The sequence below is a fragment of the Mycobacterium ahvazicum genome (genome assembly GCF_900176255.2).
In the GTDB taxonomy this organism is placed as follows: Bacteria; Actinomycetota; Actinomycetes; order Mycobacteriales; family Mycobacteriaceae; genus Mycobacterium; species Mycobacterium ahvazicum.
Genome location: NZ_FXEG02000002.1, coordinates 195,795 through 214,296, shown reverse-complemented (window position 1 = coordinate 214,296; position 18,502 = coordinate 195,795). Strand labels below are relative to the sequence as shown.

17 protein-coding genes are annotated in these 18,502 nt (G+C 68.0%); 8 read left to right on the top strand and 9 right to left on the bottom strand.

Annotated elements, in window-relative coordinates:
- The first annotated feature begins 59 nt into the window (after positions 1-59).
- Positions 60-1,826, top strand: a complete 1,767-nt coding sequence (locus MAAFP003_RS03195; RefSeq protein WP_243393752.1) for a CocE/NonD family hydrolase — start codon at positions 60-62, stop codon at positions 1,824-1,826.
- On the opposite strand, the gene MAAFP003_RS03190 is transcribed toward MAAFP003_RS03195, so the two are convergent.
- Both MAAFP003_RS03190 and MAAFP003_RS03185 read right to left on the bottom strand, forming a co-directional pair.
- Positions 1,808-3,250, bottom strand: coding sequence for a flavin-containing monooxygenase (locus MAAFP003_RS03190; RefSeq protein ID WP_096284380.1), 1,443 nt, complete (start codon positions 3,248-3,250; stop codon positions 1,808-1,810). The two genes, MAAFP003_RS03195 and MAAFP003_RS03190, sit on opposite strands and share 19 nt — an antisense overlap.
- Positions 3,241-3,720: a VOC family protein gene (locus MAAFP003_RS03185; RefSeq protein ID WP_096284378.1), complete on the bottom strand. Its 480-nt coding sequence runs from the start codon at positions 3,718-3,720 to the stop codon at positions 3,241-3,243. The genes MAAFP003_RS03190 and MAAFP003_RS03185 overlap by 10 nt, the downstream gene beginning before the upstream one ends.
- 77 nt (positions 3,721-3,797) lie before the next feature.
- Here MAAFP003_RS03185 and moeA point away from each other — a divergent pair, with 77 nt between their 5' ends.
- On the top strand, positions 3,798-5,003 hold the full coding sequence (moeA, locus tag MAAFP003_RS03180; protein ID WP_096284376.1) for a molybdopterin molybdotransferase MoeA: 1,206 nt from the start codon (positions 3,798-3,800) through the stop codon (positions 5,001-5,003).
- On the opposite strand, the gene MAAFP003_RS03175 is transcribed toward moeA, so the two are convergent.
- The gene (locus tag MAAFP003_RS03175) at positions 5,000-6,157 is read right to left on the bottom strand and encodes an MFS transporter (RefSeq protein WP_096284374.1); all 1,158 of its coding nucleotides are present in this window, start codon (positions 6,155-6,157) and stop codon (positions 5,000-5,002) included. The two genes, moeA and MAAFP003_RS03175, sit on opposite strands and share 4 nt — an antisense overlap.
- A gap of 133 nt (positions 6,158-6,290) precedes the next feature.
- On the opposite strand from MAAFP003_RS03175, the gene MAAFP003_RS03170 reads away from it, so the two are divergent.
- The 3 genes from MAAFP003_RS03170 to MAAFP003_RS03160 are packed head-to-tail and all read left to right on the top strand — an operon-like array spanning position 6,291 to position 10,098.
- Positions 6,291-7,022, top strand: coding sequence for a phosphatidylserine decarboxylase (locus MAAFP003_RS03170; protein WP_279304364.1), 732 nt, complete (start codon positions 6,291-6,293; stop codon positions 7,020-7,022).
- The gene (pssA, locus tag MAAFP003_RS03165) at positions 7,019-7,912 is read left to right on the top strand and encodes a CDP-diacylglycerol--serine O-phosphatidyltransferase (RefSeq protein WP_096284370.1); all 894 of its coding nucleotides are present in this window, start codon (positions 7,019-7,021) and stop codon (positions 7,910-7,912) included. Before MAAFP003_RS03170 ends, pssA begins: the two co-directional genes overlap by 4 nt.
- Entirely contained in the window at positions 7,909-10,098 is a 2,190-nt protein-coding gene (locus tag MAAFP003_RS03160; protein WP_096284368.1) for an AAA family ATPase, read from the top strand. The genes pssA and MAAFP003_RS03160 overlap by 4 nt, the downstream gene beginning before the upstream one ends.
- On the opposite strand, the gene MAAFP003_RS03155 is transcribed toward MAAFP003_RS03160, so the two are convergent.
- Positions 10,072-10,668, bottom strand: a complete 597-nt coding sequence (locus MAAFP003_RS03155; RefSeq protein ID WP_096284366.1) for a TetR/AcrR family transcriptional regulator — start codon at positions 10,666-10,668, stop codon at positions 10,072-10,074. The two genes, MAAFP003_RS03160 and MAAFP003_RS03155, sit on opposite strands and share 27 nt — an antisense overlap.
- Positions 10,669-10,689: 21 nt before the next feature.
- Here MAAFP003_RS03155 and MAAFP003_RS03150 point away from each other — a divergent pair, with 21 nt between their 5' ends.
- From MAAFP003_RS03150 to MAAFP003_RS03140, 3 genes are all read left to right on the top strand, one after another.
- Positions 10,690-11,505 (top strand): DUF2867 domain-containing protein, encoded by an 816-nt coding sequence (locus MAAFP003_RS03150; protein ID WP_096284364.1) that lies wholly within the window; start codon positions 10,690-10,692, stop codon positions 11,503-11,505.
- A gap of 162 nt (positions 11,506-11,667) precedes the next feature.
- Positions 11,668-13,089 carry an MFS transporter gene (locus MAAFP003_RS03145; RefSeq protein WP_243393751.1) on the top strand — a complete coding sequence of 474 codons (1,422 nt, stop codon included), beginning with the start codon at positions 11,668-11,670 and terminating at the stop codon, positions 13,087-13,089.
- A 37-nt stretch (positions 13,090-13,126) separates the two neighbouring features.
- The gene (locus tag MAAFP003_RS03140) at positions 13,127-14,059 is read left to right on the top strand and encodes an SDR family NAD(P)-dependent oxidoreductase (protein WP_096284362.1); all 933 of its coding nucleotides are present in this window, start codon (positions 13,127-13,129) and stop codon (positions 14,057-14,059) included.
- A 94-nt stretch (positions 14,060-14,153) separates the two neighbouring features.
- Here the strand turns inward: MAAFP003_RS03140 and MAAFP003_RS03135 are convergent, their stop codons facing one another.
- Genes MAAFP003_RS03135 through sodC form a run of 5 tightly spaced genes read right to left on the bottom strand, consistent with a single transcriptional unit; the run spans position 14,154 to position 18,477 of the window.
- Positions 14,154-14,972: an enoyl-CoA hydratase-related protein gene (locus MAAFP003_RS03135; RefSeq protein ID WP_096284360.1), complete on the bottom strand. Its 819-nt coding sequence runs from the start codon at positions 14,970-14,972 to the stop codon at positions 14,154-14,156.
- The gene (locus tag MAAFP003_RS03130; protein WP_096284358.1) at positions 14,969-15,991 is read right to left on the bottom strand and encodes a TIGR03617 family F420-dependent LLM class oxidoreductase; all 1,023 of its coding nucleotides are present in this window, start codon (positions 15,989-15,991) and stop codon (positions 14,969-14,971) included. Before MAAFP003_RS03130 ends, MAAFP003_RS03135 begins: the two co-directional genes overlap by 4 nt.
- Before the next feature lie 47 nt (positions 15,992-16,038).
- Positions 16,039-16,662: an LON peptidase substrate-binding domain-containing protein gene (locus MAAFP003_RS03125; RefSeq protein ID WP_096284356.1), complete on the bottom strand. Its 624-nt coding sequence runs from the start codon at positions 16,660-16,662 to the stop codon at positions 16,039-16,041.
- Positions 16,662-17,792 carry a glutamate--cysteine ligase gene (locus MAAFP003_RS03120; protein WP_096284354.1) on the bottom strand — a complete coding sequence of 377 codons (1,131 nt, stop codon included), beginning with the start codon at positions 17,790-17,792 and terminating at the stop codon, positions 16,662-16,664. Before MAAFP003_RS03120 ends, MAAFP003_RS03125 begins: the two co-directional genes overlap by 1 nt.
- The gene (gene sodC / locus MAAFP003_RS03115) at positions 17,782-18,477 is read right to left on the bottom strand and encodes a superoxide dismutase[Cu-Zn] (protein ID WP_096284352.1); all 696 of its coding nucleotides are present in this window, start codon (positions 18,475-18,477) and stop codon (positions 17,782-17,784) included. The genes MAAFP003_RS03120 and sodC overlap by 11 nt, the downstream gene beginning before the upstream one ends.
- Positions 18,478-18,502: the final 25 nt, after the last annotated feature.

The following is an 18,502-nucleotide window of genomic DNA, read 5'->3' as shown; positions in this document are numbered from 1 at the left end:
AGTTTCACCGTAGCGTGAAGCTAGTTTCAACGATCCGTGAAAAAATGGGAGAGAAGGCCATGATCACTACCTCGAAGCGCGTCGCCGGAATCGAACCGGGCCAGCGCCGGCTGAACGGACCGCAGACGTCGGGGCGCGAATTCCGCAACCTGAGCGAACCGAAGTACGGCACGCGTCGGCACCTCAACGTCAAGATCCCGATGCGCGACGGCATCGAGCTGATGGCCGACATCTACCGCCCGGACGCCGACGGGCCGTTTCCGGCACTGGTGGCCGCATCCCCCTACGCCCGGCAGATACAAGACCTCGGCGCCCCAGCCGGCTTCATCGAGGCGGGCGCCACTGACTTCTGGGTACCGCGCGGCTACGTCCACGTCATCGTCAACCTGCGCGGAACCGGCGGTTCCGGTGGGACTTTCGCTTTCTTCGACAGCCAAGAGCGCCGCGACATGCACGACGTGATCGAGTGGGTCGCCGAACAACCATGGTGTGACGGCAATCTCGGCATGCTGGGCATCAGCTACTTCGCCATGACCCAACTCGAGGCAGCCGTCGAGCGACCGCCACACCTCAAGGCCATCTTTCCGTTCGCCGTAACCAGCGATCTATACGATGGCGCGACGCACCACGGCCTGCCCAGTACGAAATTCGTCAGTTCGTTTTTGTCGATGCTCGGGCTGACGGCACCCAAGAGTGACCGGTTCTACCGCAGTGCACCTTTCGCCATTGGCCGCCGGCTGCTGAATCTGGCGCCGATACACAAGAAGTTCGCCACGATGAACGGCGAATCGGCCAATGGCATGCTCAACCTGCTGATGAAACTGCCCCATCAGCCGCGGCCATGGGACGAGCTGTGGCAGAACGCCGTCGTCAGACATCCGATACGCGACGAATGGTGGGACGAACGGGACCTGACTGATCTGCTCGAAAACATCGATATACCAGTCTATTTGGGATGCGATTGGGAGAACGTGCCGCTGCACCTGCCGTCGACCTTTTCCACGCTGCGCAACCTGACCAAGAGCCCGTGCGTCCGGGTCGCGATGCTCGGCAAATACGGCCTTACCTGGCCGTGGGAGAGCATGCACATCGAAGCGCTCGCGTGGTACGACCACTGGCTCAAGGGACAGGACACCGGAATTCTCGAGGGTCCCGCCTTCCGCTACTTCCTGCCGGTGGCCGAGGAGTGGAAGGCTCAGGAGTCGTGGCCGCCGCCCGACAGCTCACATGTCGAGTTCGCCCTGCGCGCCGACGCAGGCCTCGCCGTCGACGAGGGCGAGCCGGGCAGTCGCGAATATTGGTCCCTGGGAACAGGACTCAACCGCGCCAAGCCCAGTGAGATCGATCCGCCGTCGCTGCTGACCTGGACCACCGCGCCGCTGGACGAAGACTTGGATGTGGCGGGTGACATCGAACTGCGACTGGTCGCCTCGGCGACGGCGTTGGACACCGGATGGATCGTGACCGTGTCCGACATTGCCGAAGACGGCTCGGCTGTCGAGCATCTCACCAGCGGCTGGCTTCGGGCCAGTCTGCGTGAGGTCGACGACGACGCCAGCCGTCCCGGCGCGCCGGTGCTACGGTGCCGGACAGCAGTCGGGATACCGATCGGTGAGGACGTCGTGTACCGAATCCCCTTGCTGCCCAACGCCCGACGATTTCGCCGCGGGCACCGCATCCGGTTGACACTCACCAGCGACGACCAGAATCCCGACGTTCCGGCCATCATGGACTTCCGGCATGCGCCCGTCGGCACCAGCACGATCAACACCGTTCGATCGTCATCGCGGCTGCTGTTGCCGGTAGTTCACGCGCGCAGCGCGTAGTCCTGCTCCACCATCGTGCGGGTGCGCTCGAAGAAGGTCCGCCCGCTGTAGGGCAGCTGAGTGACAACCTTGCCGCTGGGATGGCGAAAGTAGTTGGTACAGGCCAGCCAGACCTTGCCCTGCATCGCGGCCTGGATCTCGTCGTTGTAGCGGCGCTGCGCATCCCCGGTGACCTCGATGGTGCGCGCCCCGCGATCACCCATCACGTCGAGCAGCCGGCGGACGAACGTCGTTTGCGCCTCGTGGATGTAGATGATCGAGTTGACGCCGTTCGTGTTGGGGCCGTACAGCGTGAAGAAGTTCGGGTATCCGGCGATCAACGTGCCGAGGTAGGCTTCCGCGCCGTCCCGCCAGTCCTCGCGCAGCGCACGGCCGCCGCTGCCGTACACGTCGATGCTGGCAAGGTAGTCGGCGGCTTTGAAGCCGGTGCCGTAGATGATGGTGTCGACGCGGTGCTCGACGCCGTCGGCGGTGCGCACCCCGCGCTCGGTCATCTCGGTGATCGCGCCGGTTTCCAGACTGACGTTCGGCAATCCGAACGTCGGGTACCACTCGCGCGACATCAGCGGCCGCTTGCAGCCCACCGGGTAGTCCGGCGTCAGCTTGGCGCGCAGCGCGGGGTCGGCGACCTTGCGCATCAGGTAACTGCGGGCGAGCTCGGTGGCCTCGCGGGTCTGAATCGCGTCGACGTCGAAGCTGGACGACTCGTAGGCGTCGAATGCCTCGTCGCGCAGCTTCTGCACGGCCGCCGGATCGCGCTCGAACTCCGCGTGTTGTTCCGGCGTGAACGGAAAGTCGAATCGGGGCGAGATCCAGATCGGGGTTCGCTGAAACACGGTGAGATGTGCGGTTTTCGGGGCGATCGCCGGAACATACTGGATCGCACTGGCACCCGTGCCGATGGACGCGACCCGCTCACCTGCCGTCGACTTGCTGTGATCCCACCGCGCGGAGTGGAATTGCCTGCCCTGAAACCGTTGCGCCCCAGGGATATCCGGAACGTTGGGCACGTCGAGCATCCCGACCGCGCTGACCACTGCGTCGAACTCGTGCGCATCGCCGTCACCGGTGACGAGTGTCCAGCGCCGGCGGCTGTCCGACCACCGCACGGTGGTGATCGAGGTGTGGGGCCGCAGGTGCGGGCCCAGCCCGCGCTCGGTGGCCACCCGTTCCAGGTAGGCCAGGATCTCGGGTTGGTTCGCGTAGGTCTTGCTCCAGCGCGGGTTCAGCGCGAACGAGTACGAGTACAGATGCGACGGCACATCGCAGGCCGCCCCCGGAAAAGTGTTGTGCCGCCAGGTACCGCCGAATCCGTCGGCGCGGTCGAAGATGGTGAAGTCGTAGCCACCCTCGGCGAGCTGGATTCCCATTGCGATGCCACCGGCGCCCGCGCCGATGACCCCGACGCGCGGCTTCAGTCCCATTGCGCGAAGTAGGGTCGCCCGGGCCGGCTCTTCTCCACCAGGATGAACACCACACCCCACGGATCGACGAACCAGCTGGTGCGCACTCGCGCGACGTCGGCGACTCCGCTCACCAGAAACCGGACTCCCTTGCTCTCGAGTTCGGCGCGGGTGGCCTCGAGATCCGCACAGATCAGCCCGACGTGTGAGAGCCCGTGATCGGTGAGGGCCGCGGCGGCCCGCTGATCGCCGCCGTCGACGTTGAGGTATTCGATCACCTCGAGGACGCGGTCGCTGCCGTCGTCGAAGCCGACGATGGCGGCTTTCATCGTGGGATCGGCCACCAGCTCACCCATGTCGTTGCGAATGGCGTTACCGCCCATCACACACGGCGGCGAGACCACACGCAGGCCTAACACGTCACGGTAAAAGGCCACTGCGGCCTCACAATCCGGTACGCACACGCCGGTGTGGGCCAACCCGGTAATCACGTTCTCGACTCTACGTCGGCGCGACCCCTGAGGCGGGCAGTACCAGCTCCGGAATCCGGCAGGCCGATAATGGCCAAGTGCGGTCAGTCGAGGAACATCAGCGCGTCGTAGCTGCCATGATCGGCGCCCGCCCCGCCGTGACGGTGCCCCTGACGCAGGCGCAGGGCCTGGTTCTGGCCGATGACGTGGTTGCCGAGCTGGCGCTGCCGGTTTTCGACAACTCCGCGATGGACGGATACGCGGTGCGCGCCGAGGAGACCGAGGGCGCCACACCCGACCGGCCGGTGGTCTTGCCGGTCGCCGAGGACATTCCCGCCGGGCGCACCGATCAGTTGACGCTGCGACCCGGAACCGCGCACCGCATCATGACCGGCGCGCCGATGCCGACCGGGGCGACGGGCGTTGTGCCGGTGGAGAACACCGACGGTGGTGTGGACTCGGTGGCGATCCGTGCACGCGCGGAGCCGGGCAAGCACGTTCGGCGGGCGGGCGAAGACGTGGCGCCGGGCACCACCGTGCTGCGCAAGGGTCAGGTCGTCACGCCGGCGGTGCTGGGCCTGGCCGCGGCGCTGGGATTGCCGGGGCTGCCGGTGATCCCGCGCCAGCGGGTGCTGGTGATCTCGACCGGGACGGAGCTGGTGACGCCGGGCACCCCGCTGCAGCCCGGACAGATCTACGAGTCCAACTCGATCATGCTGGCCGGGGCCGTGCGTGAGGCCGGCGCCGACGTGATCGCCGTCGCGACCGCCGAAGACGATGTCGCGCAGTTCAGCTCGATTCTGGACAAGCACGCGGCCGACGCGGACCTGATCATCACCAGCGGCGGAGTCAGCGCCGGCGCCTACGAGGTCGTCAAGGACGCGTTCGGACGTGACGGAGACCAGGGCGTCGAGTTCGTCAAGGTGGCGATGCAACCCGGGATGCCGCAGGGCATCGGGCGGGTGGCCGGCACCACGATCGTCACCCTGCCCGGCAACCCGGTCAGCGCGCTGGTGTCCTTCGAGGTGTTCATCCGTCCCGCGCTGCGCACGGCGATGGGCCTGCCGGATCCGCACCGCCCGCACCGGCCCGCGGTGCTCGCCGAGTCGCTGACCTCGCCGAAGGGTAAGCGTCAATTCCGGCGCGCGATTCTGGACACCGCCCACGGCAGCGTGCTCAGCTACGGCCCGCCGGCCTCGCACCATCTGCGGTGGTTGGCTTCCGCGAACGGCCTGCTGGACATCCCCGAGGACGTCGTGGAGGTGTCCGCCGGAACCGAGCTGCAGGTCTGGGATCTGAGCTAAGCCTGCCGGTGGAACTCGTCGGCGGCGTCGAACGCCGTGGTGCAGCGGATCGCGATTGCGGCCACGCAGACCATCACCGGAATGGTCACCAATGCCGCCGGCAACCCGATCCAGTCGGCGAGATGGCCGATCAACGGCGGCCCGAGCAGGTAACCCAGCCAGCCGCTGGCGGCCACGATCGTGATGGCCGAACCGGCGTTGCCGGCCGAGTAGGCGGCGCTGAACGCGGTGGGCACCAACAGCGCCACACCGGCGCCCAGGCAGGCGAACCCGAGCACCGTGACGACGGGGTTGCCCAGCGCCAGCGTCACGCACATCGCAATCGCCGCGAATACCGCTACGGCCGGCAGCAGCCGGCGCGCCGACAGCCGCGTCTGCAGACGGGTCGCGCCCAGCCGGGTGACGACCATCAGCAACGTGTACGCGGCGTAGCTCAGCGCGGCGACGCCCGGGCTGGCCCCCACGACGTTGCGCGAGTAGGTGGCCGACCAGTCGGCCGCGGCACCCTCGGACAGGAATGACGCGAACGACACCAACGCCAGCACGGCGACGGCAGCCGTCAACCCGAAGCGCTTGGCGGAGCGCGTAGCCGAAACGTCGGCCGTTGCCTGATCCGGTACCAGGTAACGCAGGAACGGTACCGCGACAACCAGCACGACCACCCCCACCGCCACCAGCAGCGGGGCAAGACCGACTCCGGCGCCCACACACGCCGCTCCAGTGCTGGCTCCGAGCAGTCCGCCGGTGCTCCACATGCCATGGAAGCGGGCCATGATCGGTGCCCGGACGAGCCGCTCGACGGTGCCGGCCTGGGTGTTCATCGCGACGTCCAGCGCACCCTGAAAGACACCCCACACCGTGAGCGCCGAGAACAGCGACAGCTCACCGGAGGCCAGCCCGATGGCCGGTCCGGCAAGCGCGTAGCCGACGAGAGTGGTGGGCACCAACCGGTGACTGCCCCATCGGGGCAGCGCCCAATGACAAAACATCATCGCGGCCACCGAGCCCAGCGGCATACCGAAGAGCGCGGTGCCGAGCGCCGCATTGGACAGGCCGAGCTGTGCTTTGACTTGCGGGATATACGCGACCCAGGCCGAGGCCAGCACCGCGTGAGCCGTGAAGACGATGGTGACGGTTGTTTTTGCGCGGCGCAGCCGCGTCGCCGCGCGGTCAGGAGTCTGCGATCGAGTCGAGATCCGTACACCCCCTATGCGCGTGAAAGACCAATGCTTGCATTGCTGGCCCGCACGAAGCGCGCCGCCACCCGGGCTCCGTAAGATGACGCGGGTGGCACGACGCCCCCGCCATTCCGCCGACGAAGGCCTGTCCTACCAGGGCCCTGCCGTCAGCCCACGGCACATGCTGCAGCTGGTGAGAGAAACCGTGCCGCCGGTGCATCCCGCGGGGCTGCCGTTCATCTCCGCCGGCCTGGCCCTCGCGCTGGTCGGCCGCAACCACCGGTGGCCGCGCCGGGTCGGCCTGCTGGCCGCGGGTGCCTGTGCGGCATTCTTCCGGCACCCGCCCAGGGTGCCGCCGACGCGGCAGGGCGTCGTGGTCGCCCCCGCCGACGGCGTCGTCTGCCTGGTGGACGCCGCGGCCCCGCCCGCGGAACTGAGCATGGGAGACGCGCCGCTGCCGCGAGTCAGCATTTTCCTGTCGATCCTGGACGCCCACGTGCAACGCGCCCCGGTCGGCGGCGAGGTGATCGCCGTGCAACACCGCCCCGGCCGTTTCGGGTCGGCCGACCTGCCGTCGGCGAGCGACGAGAACGAGCGCACCAGCGTGCGGATCCGGACCGACAGTGGCGCCGAGGTGGTCGCGGTGCAGATCGCCGGGCTGGTCGCGCGCCGCATCGTCTGCGACGCGCACGTCGGGGACAAGTTGTCGATCGGTGAAACCTACGGACTGATCCGGTTCGGCTCGCGGCTGGACACCTACTTGCCGCCGGGCAGCCAGCCGATCGTCGCGGTCGGCCAGCGCGCGGTGGCCGGCGAGACGGTATTGGCCGATCTGCGATGAGCAACAAGATTCGGGGCCGGGCGGTCAACCTGCAGATCCTGCCCAGCGCGATGACGGTGCTGTCGATCTGCGCGGGCCTGACGTCGATCAAGTTCGCGCTGGAACATCAGCCGAAGGCGGCGATGGCGCTGATCGCCGCGGCGGCCATTCTCGATGGGCTGGACGGCCGGGTGGCCCGCATCCTGGACGCGCAGTCGCGCATGGGTGAGGAGATCGACTCGCTGGCCGACGCGGTGAACTTCGGGGTGACTCCGGCGATCGTGCTCTACGTGACGCTGTTGTCGACGTCGCCGGCCGGCTGGATCGTGGTGCTGTTGTACGCGGTCTGCGTGGTGCTGCGGCTGGCGAGGTTCAACGCGTTGCAGGACGACGGATCCAAGCCCGCCTACGCGCACGAGTTCTTCGTCGGAATGCCCGCGCCGGCCGGTGCGATCTCGATGATCGGCCTGATCGGGCTCAAGCTGCAGTTCGGCGATGGCTGGTGGTCGTCGACGGTGTTCCTCTGCCTCTGGATCACCGGGACGTCGATGTTGATGATCAGCAAGATCCCGATGCGCAAGATGCACGCCGCGGCGGTGCCACCGAACTGGGCGGCGCCGCTGCTGGCCATCCTCGCGATCTGCGCGGCGGCCGCGGTGCTGGCTCCTTACGTCCTGATCTGGGTCATCATCGTCGCTTACCTGTGCCACGTTCCCTTCGCGGTGCGCAACCAGCGCTGGCTGGCCGCGCATCCCGAGGTGTGGGGCGAAAAGCCCGAGCAACAGCGCGCCGTGCGGCGCGCCAACCGCCGCGCACAGCCCCACCGGCGCCCGATTGTGCGGCTGGGACGGCCCGACGGACGATCGATGGCGCGGCTGGGGCTGCGTAAGCCGGGTGGACGCTTGCCATGACGGATCCCGGCGCGGGGTCCGGACACCTGACGCTGACCGCCCGGCTGAACACCTCGGCCGTCGACTCGCGCCGCGGCGTCATCCGAATGCACCCGAACGCCGTTGCCGCCCTTGGCATTCGGGAGTGGGATGCGGTGTCGCTGACGGGATCACGAACCACCGCGGCGGTGGCGGGGCTGGCCGAAACGACGATTCCGGTGAGCACGGTGCTGCTCGACGACGTGACGCTGTCCAACGCGGGCTTGCGCGAGGGCACCGCGGTGATCGTCAGCGCGGTCACGGTGTACGGCGCGCGATCGGTGACGCTGAGCGGCTCTTCGCTTGCCATCCAATCGATCACCTCGGCCACGCTGCGGCAGGCCCTGCTCGGCAAGGTGATGACCGTGGGCGACGCGGTCTCGCTGCTGCCCCGCGACCTCGGGCCCGGCACCTCGGCTCCTCCTGGCAGCCGGGCGGCTGCCACTGCGCTGGCGTCGGCGGTCGGGATCAGCTGGACCTCGGAGCTGCTCACGGTCACCGGCGTGGATCCCGACGGGCCGGTGAGTGTGCAACCGAACTCGTTGGTCTCCTGGGGCGACGGGATTCCGGTCGGCGCCGCCGCGGCCCGGCCGGAACCGGTCGCCGTTGCGGATCCCGCCATCGGAGTCGACGATCTCAAGGGTTCCCAAGTACAGGCCGGCAAGCTCAGCGAATGGCTCAAGCTGGCGCTCGACGAACCCCACCTGCTGAAAACCCTTGGCGCCACCACGAATTTGGGCGTATTGGTGTCGGGCCCGGCCGGAGTCGGCAAGACGACGATGGTGCGGGCGGTGTGTGCCGGCCGCAGGCTGATCCAACTCGACGGCCCCGAGGTGGGCGCGCTGGCGGCCGAAGACCGGCTCAAGACGGTAGCCGCCGCGGTGACCGGGATTCGTGACGGCGGCGGCGTGCTGCTGATCACCGATGCCGACGCGCTGCTGCCCGCGACCGCCGAGCCGGTGGCCGCCCTGATCCTTGCCGAGCTGCGCACCGCGGTGGCCACCGATGGCGTGGCCCTGATCGCCACGTCCGCGCTGCCCGACCAGCTCGATCCGCGGTTGCGCTCCCCCGAGCTGTGCGACCGGGAGCTCGGCCTGACGCTGCCCGACGGCGCGACCCGCAAAGCACTGCTGGAGACCCTGCTGAAATCCGTGCCGACCGGCGAGCTGAACCTCGATGAAATCGCTGGCCGTACACCGGGTTTCGTTGCCGCTGACCTGGCCGCGCTGGTCCGGGAGGCGGCGCTGCGGGCGGCGTCGCGGGCCAGCGCCGAAGGCCGGCCGCCGACGCTGCGTCAAGACGATCTGGTCGGCGCGCTGTCGGTCATCCGGCCACTGTCCCGTTCGGCAAGCGAGGAACTGACCGTCGGAAACGTGACGCTCGACGACGTCGGCGACATGGTCGAGGCCAAACAGGCGCTGACCGAAGCGGTGTTGTGGCCGCTGCAGCATCCCGACACCTTCGCGCGCCTCGGCGTCGATCCGCCACGCGGCGTGCTGCTCTACGGGCCACCGGGCTGCGGCAAGACGTTCGTGGTCCGGGCGCTGGCCAGCACCGGGCAGCTGAGCGTGCATGCGGTCAAGGGCTCCGAGCTGATGGACAAGTGGGTGGGCGCCTCGGAGAAGGCTGTTCGCGAATTATTCCGGCGGGCAAGGGATTCGGCGCCGTCGCTGGTCTTCCTCGACGAGGTGGACGCGCTGGCGCCGCGGCGCGGGCAGAGCTTCGACTCCGGCGTCACTGATCGCGTGGTGGCCGCGCTGTTGACCGAGCTCGACGGCATCGACCCGCTGCGTGACGTCGTGGTGCTGGGCGCGACCAACCGGCCCGATCTGATCGATCCCGCGCTGCTGCGCCCGGGCCGCCTGGAGCGGCTGGTGTTCGTCGAGCCGCCCGACGGGGCCGCCCGCCGCGAAATCCTGTGCACCGCAGCAAAATCCATCCCGCTGAGCGCGGATGTCAATCTCGACGACATCGCCGCCGAACTCGACGGGTACAGCGCGGCCGACTGCGTGGCTCTGCTGCGCGAGGCCGCACTCACCGCGATGCGGCGCTCCATCAATGCCGCCGACGTCACCGCCGCCGACCTCGAGGCGGCCCGCAAAACCGTGCGACCCTCCCTGGATCCCGTCCAGGTGGCATCGCTACGCGCGTTCGCCAAAGCTTTCTAGCACCGCACGCACCGACACCGCGACATCGTCCTCCAGCCAGGCCGGCATCGGATCGTCGCGCGCGTGCCGCCGGACCACGGCATAGGGCAGGTCGACGATCGCGCGCGAGACAGCGTCAACGGACCGGGAATCCTTGCGCCCGTACAATTCTCGAGCCAGCACGCCGACCCGCTCGATCAGCGGCGCATTCATCGCGGCCACCGTCTCCTGGAATTGCGCGTCGGGCTGGTCGTCGAGCAGGTCAGCCGGTCGGATGGTCAGCAATAGCCGCGCGTCCGCCGGAAGTTCGCGCGCGAAGCTGATCGCGGACACTGCCATCGCCACCGCAACCTCGGTCGGGGTATCGGCAGCCGCGGACATCGCCCGGGACTGGAAGCGTTCCAGCGCGCGCAACCACGCCGCCGTCAGGATGCCGTCGCGGTTGCCGAAGCGGTGATACAACGTGCCGGCCGGCGCGCCGCTGGATTTCGCGATCGCCGCGACACTTGCCGCGCGCGGTCCGCCGTCAAGCACCAGTGTTCGGGCCGCATCGAGGATCACGTCGGTTTCATGCTTCCGCGGAGGCGCCATGATCTAGTACATTCCTTCTATATGGAACGATTACCCTATATCGACGAGCATGCCATAACCATCGACGCGGATCGGGAAGAAACGTGGTCGGCGCTGTTGCGGGTGATGTGTCGCGACCCGCGCGATCCCTTCACGGTGCCAATCGGATTCGTGCTCGACGAAGCCCGCGAGCCCGAACGCTTCGCACTCGTGGGCCGCCACCTGTTCGCCGTGTACCGGTGGGTGTTCGTGCTGGAGGCAGGAAACGCGGGCCGCACCCGGCTGCGCGCGACCACGTGGGCCGTCTTCCCGGGTGTGCGGGGAAGGATCTATCGCGCCCTGGTCATCGGCACCGGTGCACACCGGGTGGTGGCGCACGCGACGCTGAAACGCATTGCGGCCGCGGCACTGCGCGACCAGAACGAGAGCGGCCAGACCGCATCCGACTACACCGACGTCTTCGAGGTCCCGATCGCACCCGGCGACACGCGCACCGCCGAACAGATGTTCCGTGACGCGCTCGGCAAGCAACGCGGTGGCGGCGCGGTGTCGTGGATCCACCGCCACGTCTTGCGATTTCAGCTGCACTCCTCGACCCACCACCTGATCGGCTGGCAGATCGAGCATTCGGATCCCGACGAGCTGGTGCTGACCGCGCGCGGGCCGCTGATGCGCGGGGAGCTGACGCTGCGGCGCCCGGACGGCCGGCGGGCCACGCTCACCACGCGAGTGCACTATCGCCGCAGACTGTCCGCCCGCATGGTCTGGGCGGTGATCGCCCCGCTGCATCGGGCCGTGGCACCGCGGCTGATGCAGCACGCCGCCGAGTCCGATCCACGCCGGGCGGCGGTCATATGAGTTCGGCCTGAACGTTTCACGGCGCTGGTCCGTAACCACTTCGCATACATCATGCTAAAGAGGCCGTCGGCCCAACACGTTCCGGCGTGCCTCGAGGAGGACTCGGATGAGCAACCGCCCCGCGAGGCCGTCGTGCTCGTGACCCAGCCGTCTCGTGCGGCGATGCAACCCGCACCCCGGGCGCGCCGGCTCGCGAAATTGCGCGAGACGGCGCCCACCACCCGGGTCATGGTGGTGGCGGTGATGGTGTCGATGGTGGCCTTCCTCGACAGCACCGTGGTGAACCTGGCACTGCCGGCCACCGAGCGCGAACTCGGCGGCGGCCTGTGCCTGCAGCAGTGGGTTGTCGACGGCTACCTGCTGGCCCTGGCGGCCGCGATCCTGCCGGGCGGTTCCATCTCCGATCTGTTCGGTCGAGTGCCGGTTATGCGTTTCGGGCTGGCCACCTTCGGGACCGGCTCGGTGCTGGCGGCCAGCGCGACCTCGCCGGTGATGCTGATCGCGGGCCGTGTCATCCAAGGTCTGGGGGCGGCGTTTTTGGTGCCCGGATCGCTGGCGATGATCAACTCCACATTCGCCCCCACGGACCGTCACCGAGCCATCGGAGCATGGACGGGCTGGACCGGCACCGCCTTCGCGATCGGCCCGCTGCTGGGCGGTCTGGCGGTGGACCTGCTGAGCTGGCGATGGATCTATGCGCTGTCGGCCGTCCCGATAGTCATCGGTTTCGCCTTGACGTTCTGGCTGCGCCCGGTGCCCCGGCCGGCCCACCGCGCCAGCCTGGACGTCCGCGGGGCGGTCTTGGCCGCGTTGGGGCTGGCCGCCACCGTCGATGCCCTGATCGAGGCCGGCCAGCACGGCTGGTCCGGCCGCATCGTCGCCACGCTGATCGTCGGGATCGCGGCCCTGCTGGCGTTCGTGAGCTGGCAACGGCGTGCCCCGCACCCGCTGATTCCGCTGCGCCTGTTCACCGTCCGGAACTTCGCCGCCGCCCACCTGGTCACCGCCTTCGTCTACGGCGCCATCGCGATGGCCTCCCTGGCTGTCGCGCTCTACACCCAGGAGGTCGCGGGCTACTGCGCGACGGTCGCGGCCCTGGCCACCCTGCCCAACCCGATCCTGTCGTTTCTGTTCGCCAAGCGCGTCGGCGGTTTGGCCGCGCGCATCGGACCGCACGTGTTCCTGACGGCGGGCCCGATCCTGGCCGGACTGGGACTGCTGCTGATCCGGCCCGGTGCCGGATTCAACATCGTCACCCATCTGCTGCCCGGGACGACGGTGCTGGCCATCGGACTGCTCCTGACCACGACACCGTTGGGGGCGTTGAACCTGTCTTCGGTCGACGCCACCCGCAGCGGGATCGCGGCGGCCATCCAAAACGCGGTGGGCCGGACATCGGCGCTGACCTCCGTGGCGAGCGTGGGGCTGATCGCCGCGGGAACGCTCACCGATGCCAGTTTCACCCGGTTGCTGCAGATCGCCGCGGCCCTGTTCTTCATCGCCGCCCTGATCGCCACCGTCTGCGTTGTCAATCCACGCCACGCCGCCGATTCCGTGCTCGAGGACGTCACAGCCGTAGCCTGAAAGCCCGGCGCTTCGACCGCGTGCCTACGCTGACCCGATGAGCGAACGCCGCACCGCGTCCGACGTCGTCGAGGGAATCGACCTGTCCGGCAAGGTATGTGTGATCACCGGCGCCTCGTCGGGCCTGGGACGGGAGTCGGCACGGGCACTGGCCGCCGCGGGCGCCCACGTGATCCTGGCCGCCCGCAACTCCGACGCCCTGGACGAAACCGCCCGGTGGGTGCGCGACGAAGTACCGGGCGCGACGACCTCGGCTGTCGAGCTCGACCTGACCGCGCTGTCCAGTGTCCGCGCGGCGGCCAGCGCGATCGGCGACATCGTGCCGGCGGTGCACATACTGATGAACAACGCCGGTGTCATGTTCACCCCGTTCGGCCGCACCCGGGATGGGTTCGAATTGCAGATCGGGACAAACCATTTCGGGCACTTCGAGCTGACACGATTGCTGGTCCCACAGCTGAGGGCCGCGCGGGGCGCCCGCGTGGTGATCCTGTCTTCCGGGGGCCACGTGATGGGCGACGTCGACTTCGCCGATCCGAACTGGGAGCACCGCGACTACGACAAGTTCGTGGCATACGGCGCCTCCAAGACGGCGAACGTCCTGCACGCGATCGAAGCCGATCGGCGGTTGCGCGACTTGGGTATTCGCGCCTACGCCGTACATCCCGGCACGGTTGCCACCGCGCTGGCGCGATACATGTCACGCGAGGACTTCTCCGATCTTCGCAAGCTCGTCGTGGACAACAGCGCACTGCGCGGCCAGACCAGCGACGGGCGTCTCGACTTCTCCACCCCCGAGCAGGGTGCGGCCACCCAGGTGTGGGCCGCGGTGAGTCCCGAGCTCGCCGGGCGCGGTGCGCTGTACCTGGAAGACTGCCGAATCAGCGAAAACGTCGCCCCGTACGCGAGCGATCCCCAACGCGCCGCCGAATTCTGGCTGCTCTCCGAAAAGCTTTGTGCCAGCGCATAAGCTCGGGCCACATTGTGCCGAGGCGGTAAATCCGCAGACAAAGTGTGAGTGCGAGCCTGCGAAATTACACACTCGACGAGGCTCGGCCGACGACTCACGGTTCCGGCAGCGGTTTCCAGTCCCGGGACAGCTGCGAGCCGAACCGCGGGTCCCGCCCCTCGAGGAACGCGGCGACACCTTCACGAGCGTCGTCGGTGCCCATCACCCGGTGATGCAACCGCGTCTCCAGCGAGGCAACCTGTCGCGGCGTATAGCCGTAAATCGCGCTGTCCCACAACAGCCGCTTACACAATGCCGCCGACATCGGTGCCACATTGACCGCGATGTCGCGGGCCATCTCCAGCGCGGTGTCGAGCACCTGCGCGGCCAGCACCGACCGATTCGCGATACCGTACGCGACGGCCTCGGGCCCGTCGAACGTGCGCCCGGTCAGCAGCACCTCGGCCGCCACACCGAGATTGGTCAGGTGCGCCAATGTCCAGTGCGCCATGCAATCGGGAATCACTCCGCGGCGCACCTGCACCACGCCGTATTTGGCGTCCTCGGCGAGAATGCGGATGTCGGCCTGCAGCGCGATCGTCAACCCGATACCGATGGCGTGCCCATTGACGGCCGCGATCACCGGTTTGCGCAATTCGAACGCCGGCGGGTCGATGGGCGACGCGGAAAAACCCGCAACGTCTTGCGGACTGTCGAATAGCGTTGCGCCGCCGGAGAAATCGGCACCGGCGCAAAACGCCCGGCCCGCCCCGGTGACCACGATGGCGCGGACGTCGTCGTTCTCGTCACACTCCCGGTACGCCCGGCTCAGCAGCGCGCCCATCTCGGCGGTGTAGGCGTTGAGGTGCTCGGGCCGATTGAGGGTGAGCACCGCCACGCCCGCGTCGACGTCGACCACCACGTCGCTGCTCATCGTCGGGCGGGCGTTCGGTGCAGGGCTTCGATCAGGCCGGCAAGGTCGGCGTTAACCGGCGTGTAGTAGGGGAAGTAGCAACACACTTCGTCGACGTGATCGCCGAACCGCTCGGCGATCTGCTGCGCGCATTGCTGCGGTGTCCCGACGATTCCGATCCGGGCCACCATGTCGTCGGTGATCAGGGCCCGCATCTCGGCGAAGCGTCCCTGCTTGGACAGCGCGTTGAGCTCCGGTTGGACATCCGCCCAGCCCTCCACCTCGAGCACCGGCAGGTAGGCCGGCGTGGAGCCGTAGAAGGCGATCAGCGACGCGACGCCGTCGACCGCCGCCGCCAGGTCTCCCTCGTTGCTGCCGACCGCGACCATGGCCTGGGCGATCACCTGAAAGTCGTTGGCGCAGCGCTGCGAACGGCGCAGTCCTTCGTTGATCGCGGGGACGGTGCGGTCGGCGAAGTGACGGGCGCTGTTGAACGGCATGACCAACAGGCCGTCGGCGACTTCGCCGGCGGTGCGCGTCATGATCGGGCCCAGTGCCCCCATCAGAACCGGAGGCGGCCCGAATGGGTTCGGGCCAGGGTTGAAGTTGGGTGCCATCAGGGTGTGGGTGAAGAACTCACCGCGAAAGTTCAACGGGGACTGGCCTTCCCAGGCCGTGAAGATCGCCTTGATCGCGGCGATGGTTTCGGCCATCCGCGCGGCCGGCCGATGCCAGGTGCTGCCGTAGCGCTTTTCGATGTGAACCTTGATCTGCGAGCCCAGCCCGAGCCGGAACTTGCCGCCGCTGTAAACCTGCAAATCGTAGGCGGCGTGCGCCATATGCAGCGGACTGCGCGGCGCGGCGATCGCGACATTGGTCATTATGTCCAGGTTGGTCTCTTTGGCCGCGATGAGCAGCGGAAAGAACACGTCGTGCTGACCCTCGAAGGTGAACAGGCCGTCGGCACCGGTCTCGGCGATCTCGGCCGCACTCGCCGACGCACCGGTGGGCGATCCGTGTACCTGCAGATGTACTTTCACTCAACCGTCCAGTCGCGCAATCATTTTCCCTATAGGAAAGCACACCGCTACTCCGACAGCTGGAACTCCACCATCTCGGCGATCGCGTCGACCGCCTCACCCAGTGCCGCGAACCGGTCGGCCGCCGACGGCGCCGCGAGCACACTGTAGCGATCGGCCGCGCCGATCGGGATACGAGTGGCCAACGCGTACAGCCGCTGTCCCGCGTCGGCTTCGTCGGGGCCCAGCAGCACCTCGCGCTCCGGCAGCATGGTGCCGCGCGCCTCGGCGATCCGCTCGAACAAGGCCATCATCCGGTCTTCGATGTCGACAAGCTGCGCCACGGTGACCGCGTCGCCGGGTTCGTCGGGCCACGGCTGCACCGACGCCCGCGGGTAGGGATCGTCGGCGAGCCACTCGGACACCCGAATCCGCTCGCCGGTCCGGCAGCGCACCGAGTACCGCTCGACGCCCTGCTCGACGCATTCTTCGATCGTGCACAGGACGCCGACGTCGCAGCGCGAATCGCCGCCGCCGACCTCGCGACCACGCGAGATCAGCACCACGCCGAACGGTTCGCCGGTGTCGAGGCAATGCCGCACCAGTGCGACGAAGCGTGGCTCGAAGATGCGCAACGGCAGATCCTGGTTCGGCAGCATCGCCGCCTCCAGCGGAAACATCGCCAGTTCCATCAGATTTCCAGCTCTCCCACCAACGCATCGACGACAGCACGCAGATCGCCGTCGTGCTCTTCGGCCACCCGCCGCTGTCGCTGATAGGAAGCACCGTGGCGCCAGATGTCCTCCACCGCCGCGAGTTCGTCGGCGCAGTGCAGCAACTTGGCGACCGGCTCCAGCCGGTTCAGCACATCGACGAGGTCGTCGGTGACCAGGCGCTCATTGCTGTCGGCGTCCTGGATGATCACCGCGTCCAGGCCGTAGCGCGCCGCGCGCCACTTGTTCTCCTGGTTGTGCCAGGGCGGCATGGTGGGCAAGGTCTCGTCGGCTTCCAGCCGGCGATCCAGGTCGACCACCAGGCAATGTGTCAGCGCGACCAGCGCGCTCAGCTCACGCAGGTTGGACACGCCATCGCAGACTCGCACTTCGAGTGTGCCCAGATGCGGCGAAGGCCTTATATCCCAACGGACTTCGTCGACGTGGTCGATGATGCCGGTCTTCTTCTGGTCGTAGACGAACCCTTCGAATTCCGGCCAGGTCTGAAACTGGAACGGCAGCCCGGCGGTGGGCAACTGCTGGAACATCATGGCCCGGTTGCTCGCGTAACCGGTGTCCACACCCGTCCACCACGGTGAGGAGGCCGACAGCGCCAGCAGGTGCGGGTAGTAGCGCAGCAGTGACGTCATGATCGGCATCACCTTGTGCGCCGAGGAGATTCCCACGTGCACGTGCACACCCCAGATCAGCATCTGGCGTCCCCACCACTGGGTGCGCTTGATCAGCTCGGCGTAGCGGGGCGCATCGGTGAGCTTCTGGGTGCTCCACTGCGCGAACGGGTGTGCCCCGGCGCAGAACAGCTCCATGCCACGGGCCCGGACGATCTGACGCGCGGGACCCAACGTCTCGCGCAAATCCTCGATCGCCTGCCCGGTGCTATCGCAGATGCCGCTGACCACCTCGACGGTGTTGCGCAGCAATTCCTTGTGCACACGCGGGTTTTCGCCGATCTCGGCGATGACGGAAGTGGCCTCGTTACTCAGATCGCGAGTCTGCGCGTCGACGAGGGCGAACTCCCACTCCACACCGAGCGTCGGCCGCGGCGATCGGGCGAAATCGATATGCGCGAGAGGCCTGTTAGCCGGCACCAATGACACCGCACGCCACTCGCTTGCCGGCGTCGCCAGTGCTCATCGTCATCGCATCCGGACCCGGCGCTCCGTTGGTCTGGCTGTATCGCTCCGGCGGGATGTTGGCGAAGTTATCCGCACCCGCGTGGATGATGATCGCGGTCTTTTCACCCGTCAACAGGTCCTCCATCGCGAAGGCGTCGGTGGTGGTCACCAACGTCCCGGCACCGTCTTTGCGAACTTCCAGCGAGGTGAGGTCGCCGCTGGCGGGCTCGTTGGAGTGGCCGGGTGCTTGGAAGTGGCCGCCCGCGGACAGGAAGTCGCCGGGTGCACCGCCGGTGGGGCCAACCGAATTGGCCTCGCACTTGCCGACTTTGTGGATGTGCACGCCGTGGAAGCCGGGCGCGATCTGGCCCGCCCCGGTCGTCGCGATCGTGATGGTGGCGTAGCCATTGGCGAACTCGAGCGTCGCGGTCGCGACCTGCGTGCCGTCGGGTGCGCGCAGATGGGTCGTGATGCTCCGCCTGCCCTCGCTCGCGGCTCCCGCGGTTGCCGACGGCGCGGGTGATCCCGTCCAGATGGCAGGGGTGGTACCCGGGACCGACGAGGCGTGTTGGGGCGAGGAGCACGCGCCCAGCAAAACGATACTGGTGGCTGCGGACAGGGTGACAACGACGTTGCGATGACCGGCAAGCGTAGGCATAGCGAGAGCCTAACCCGGCTCGCGA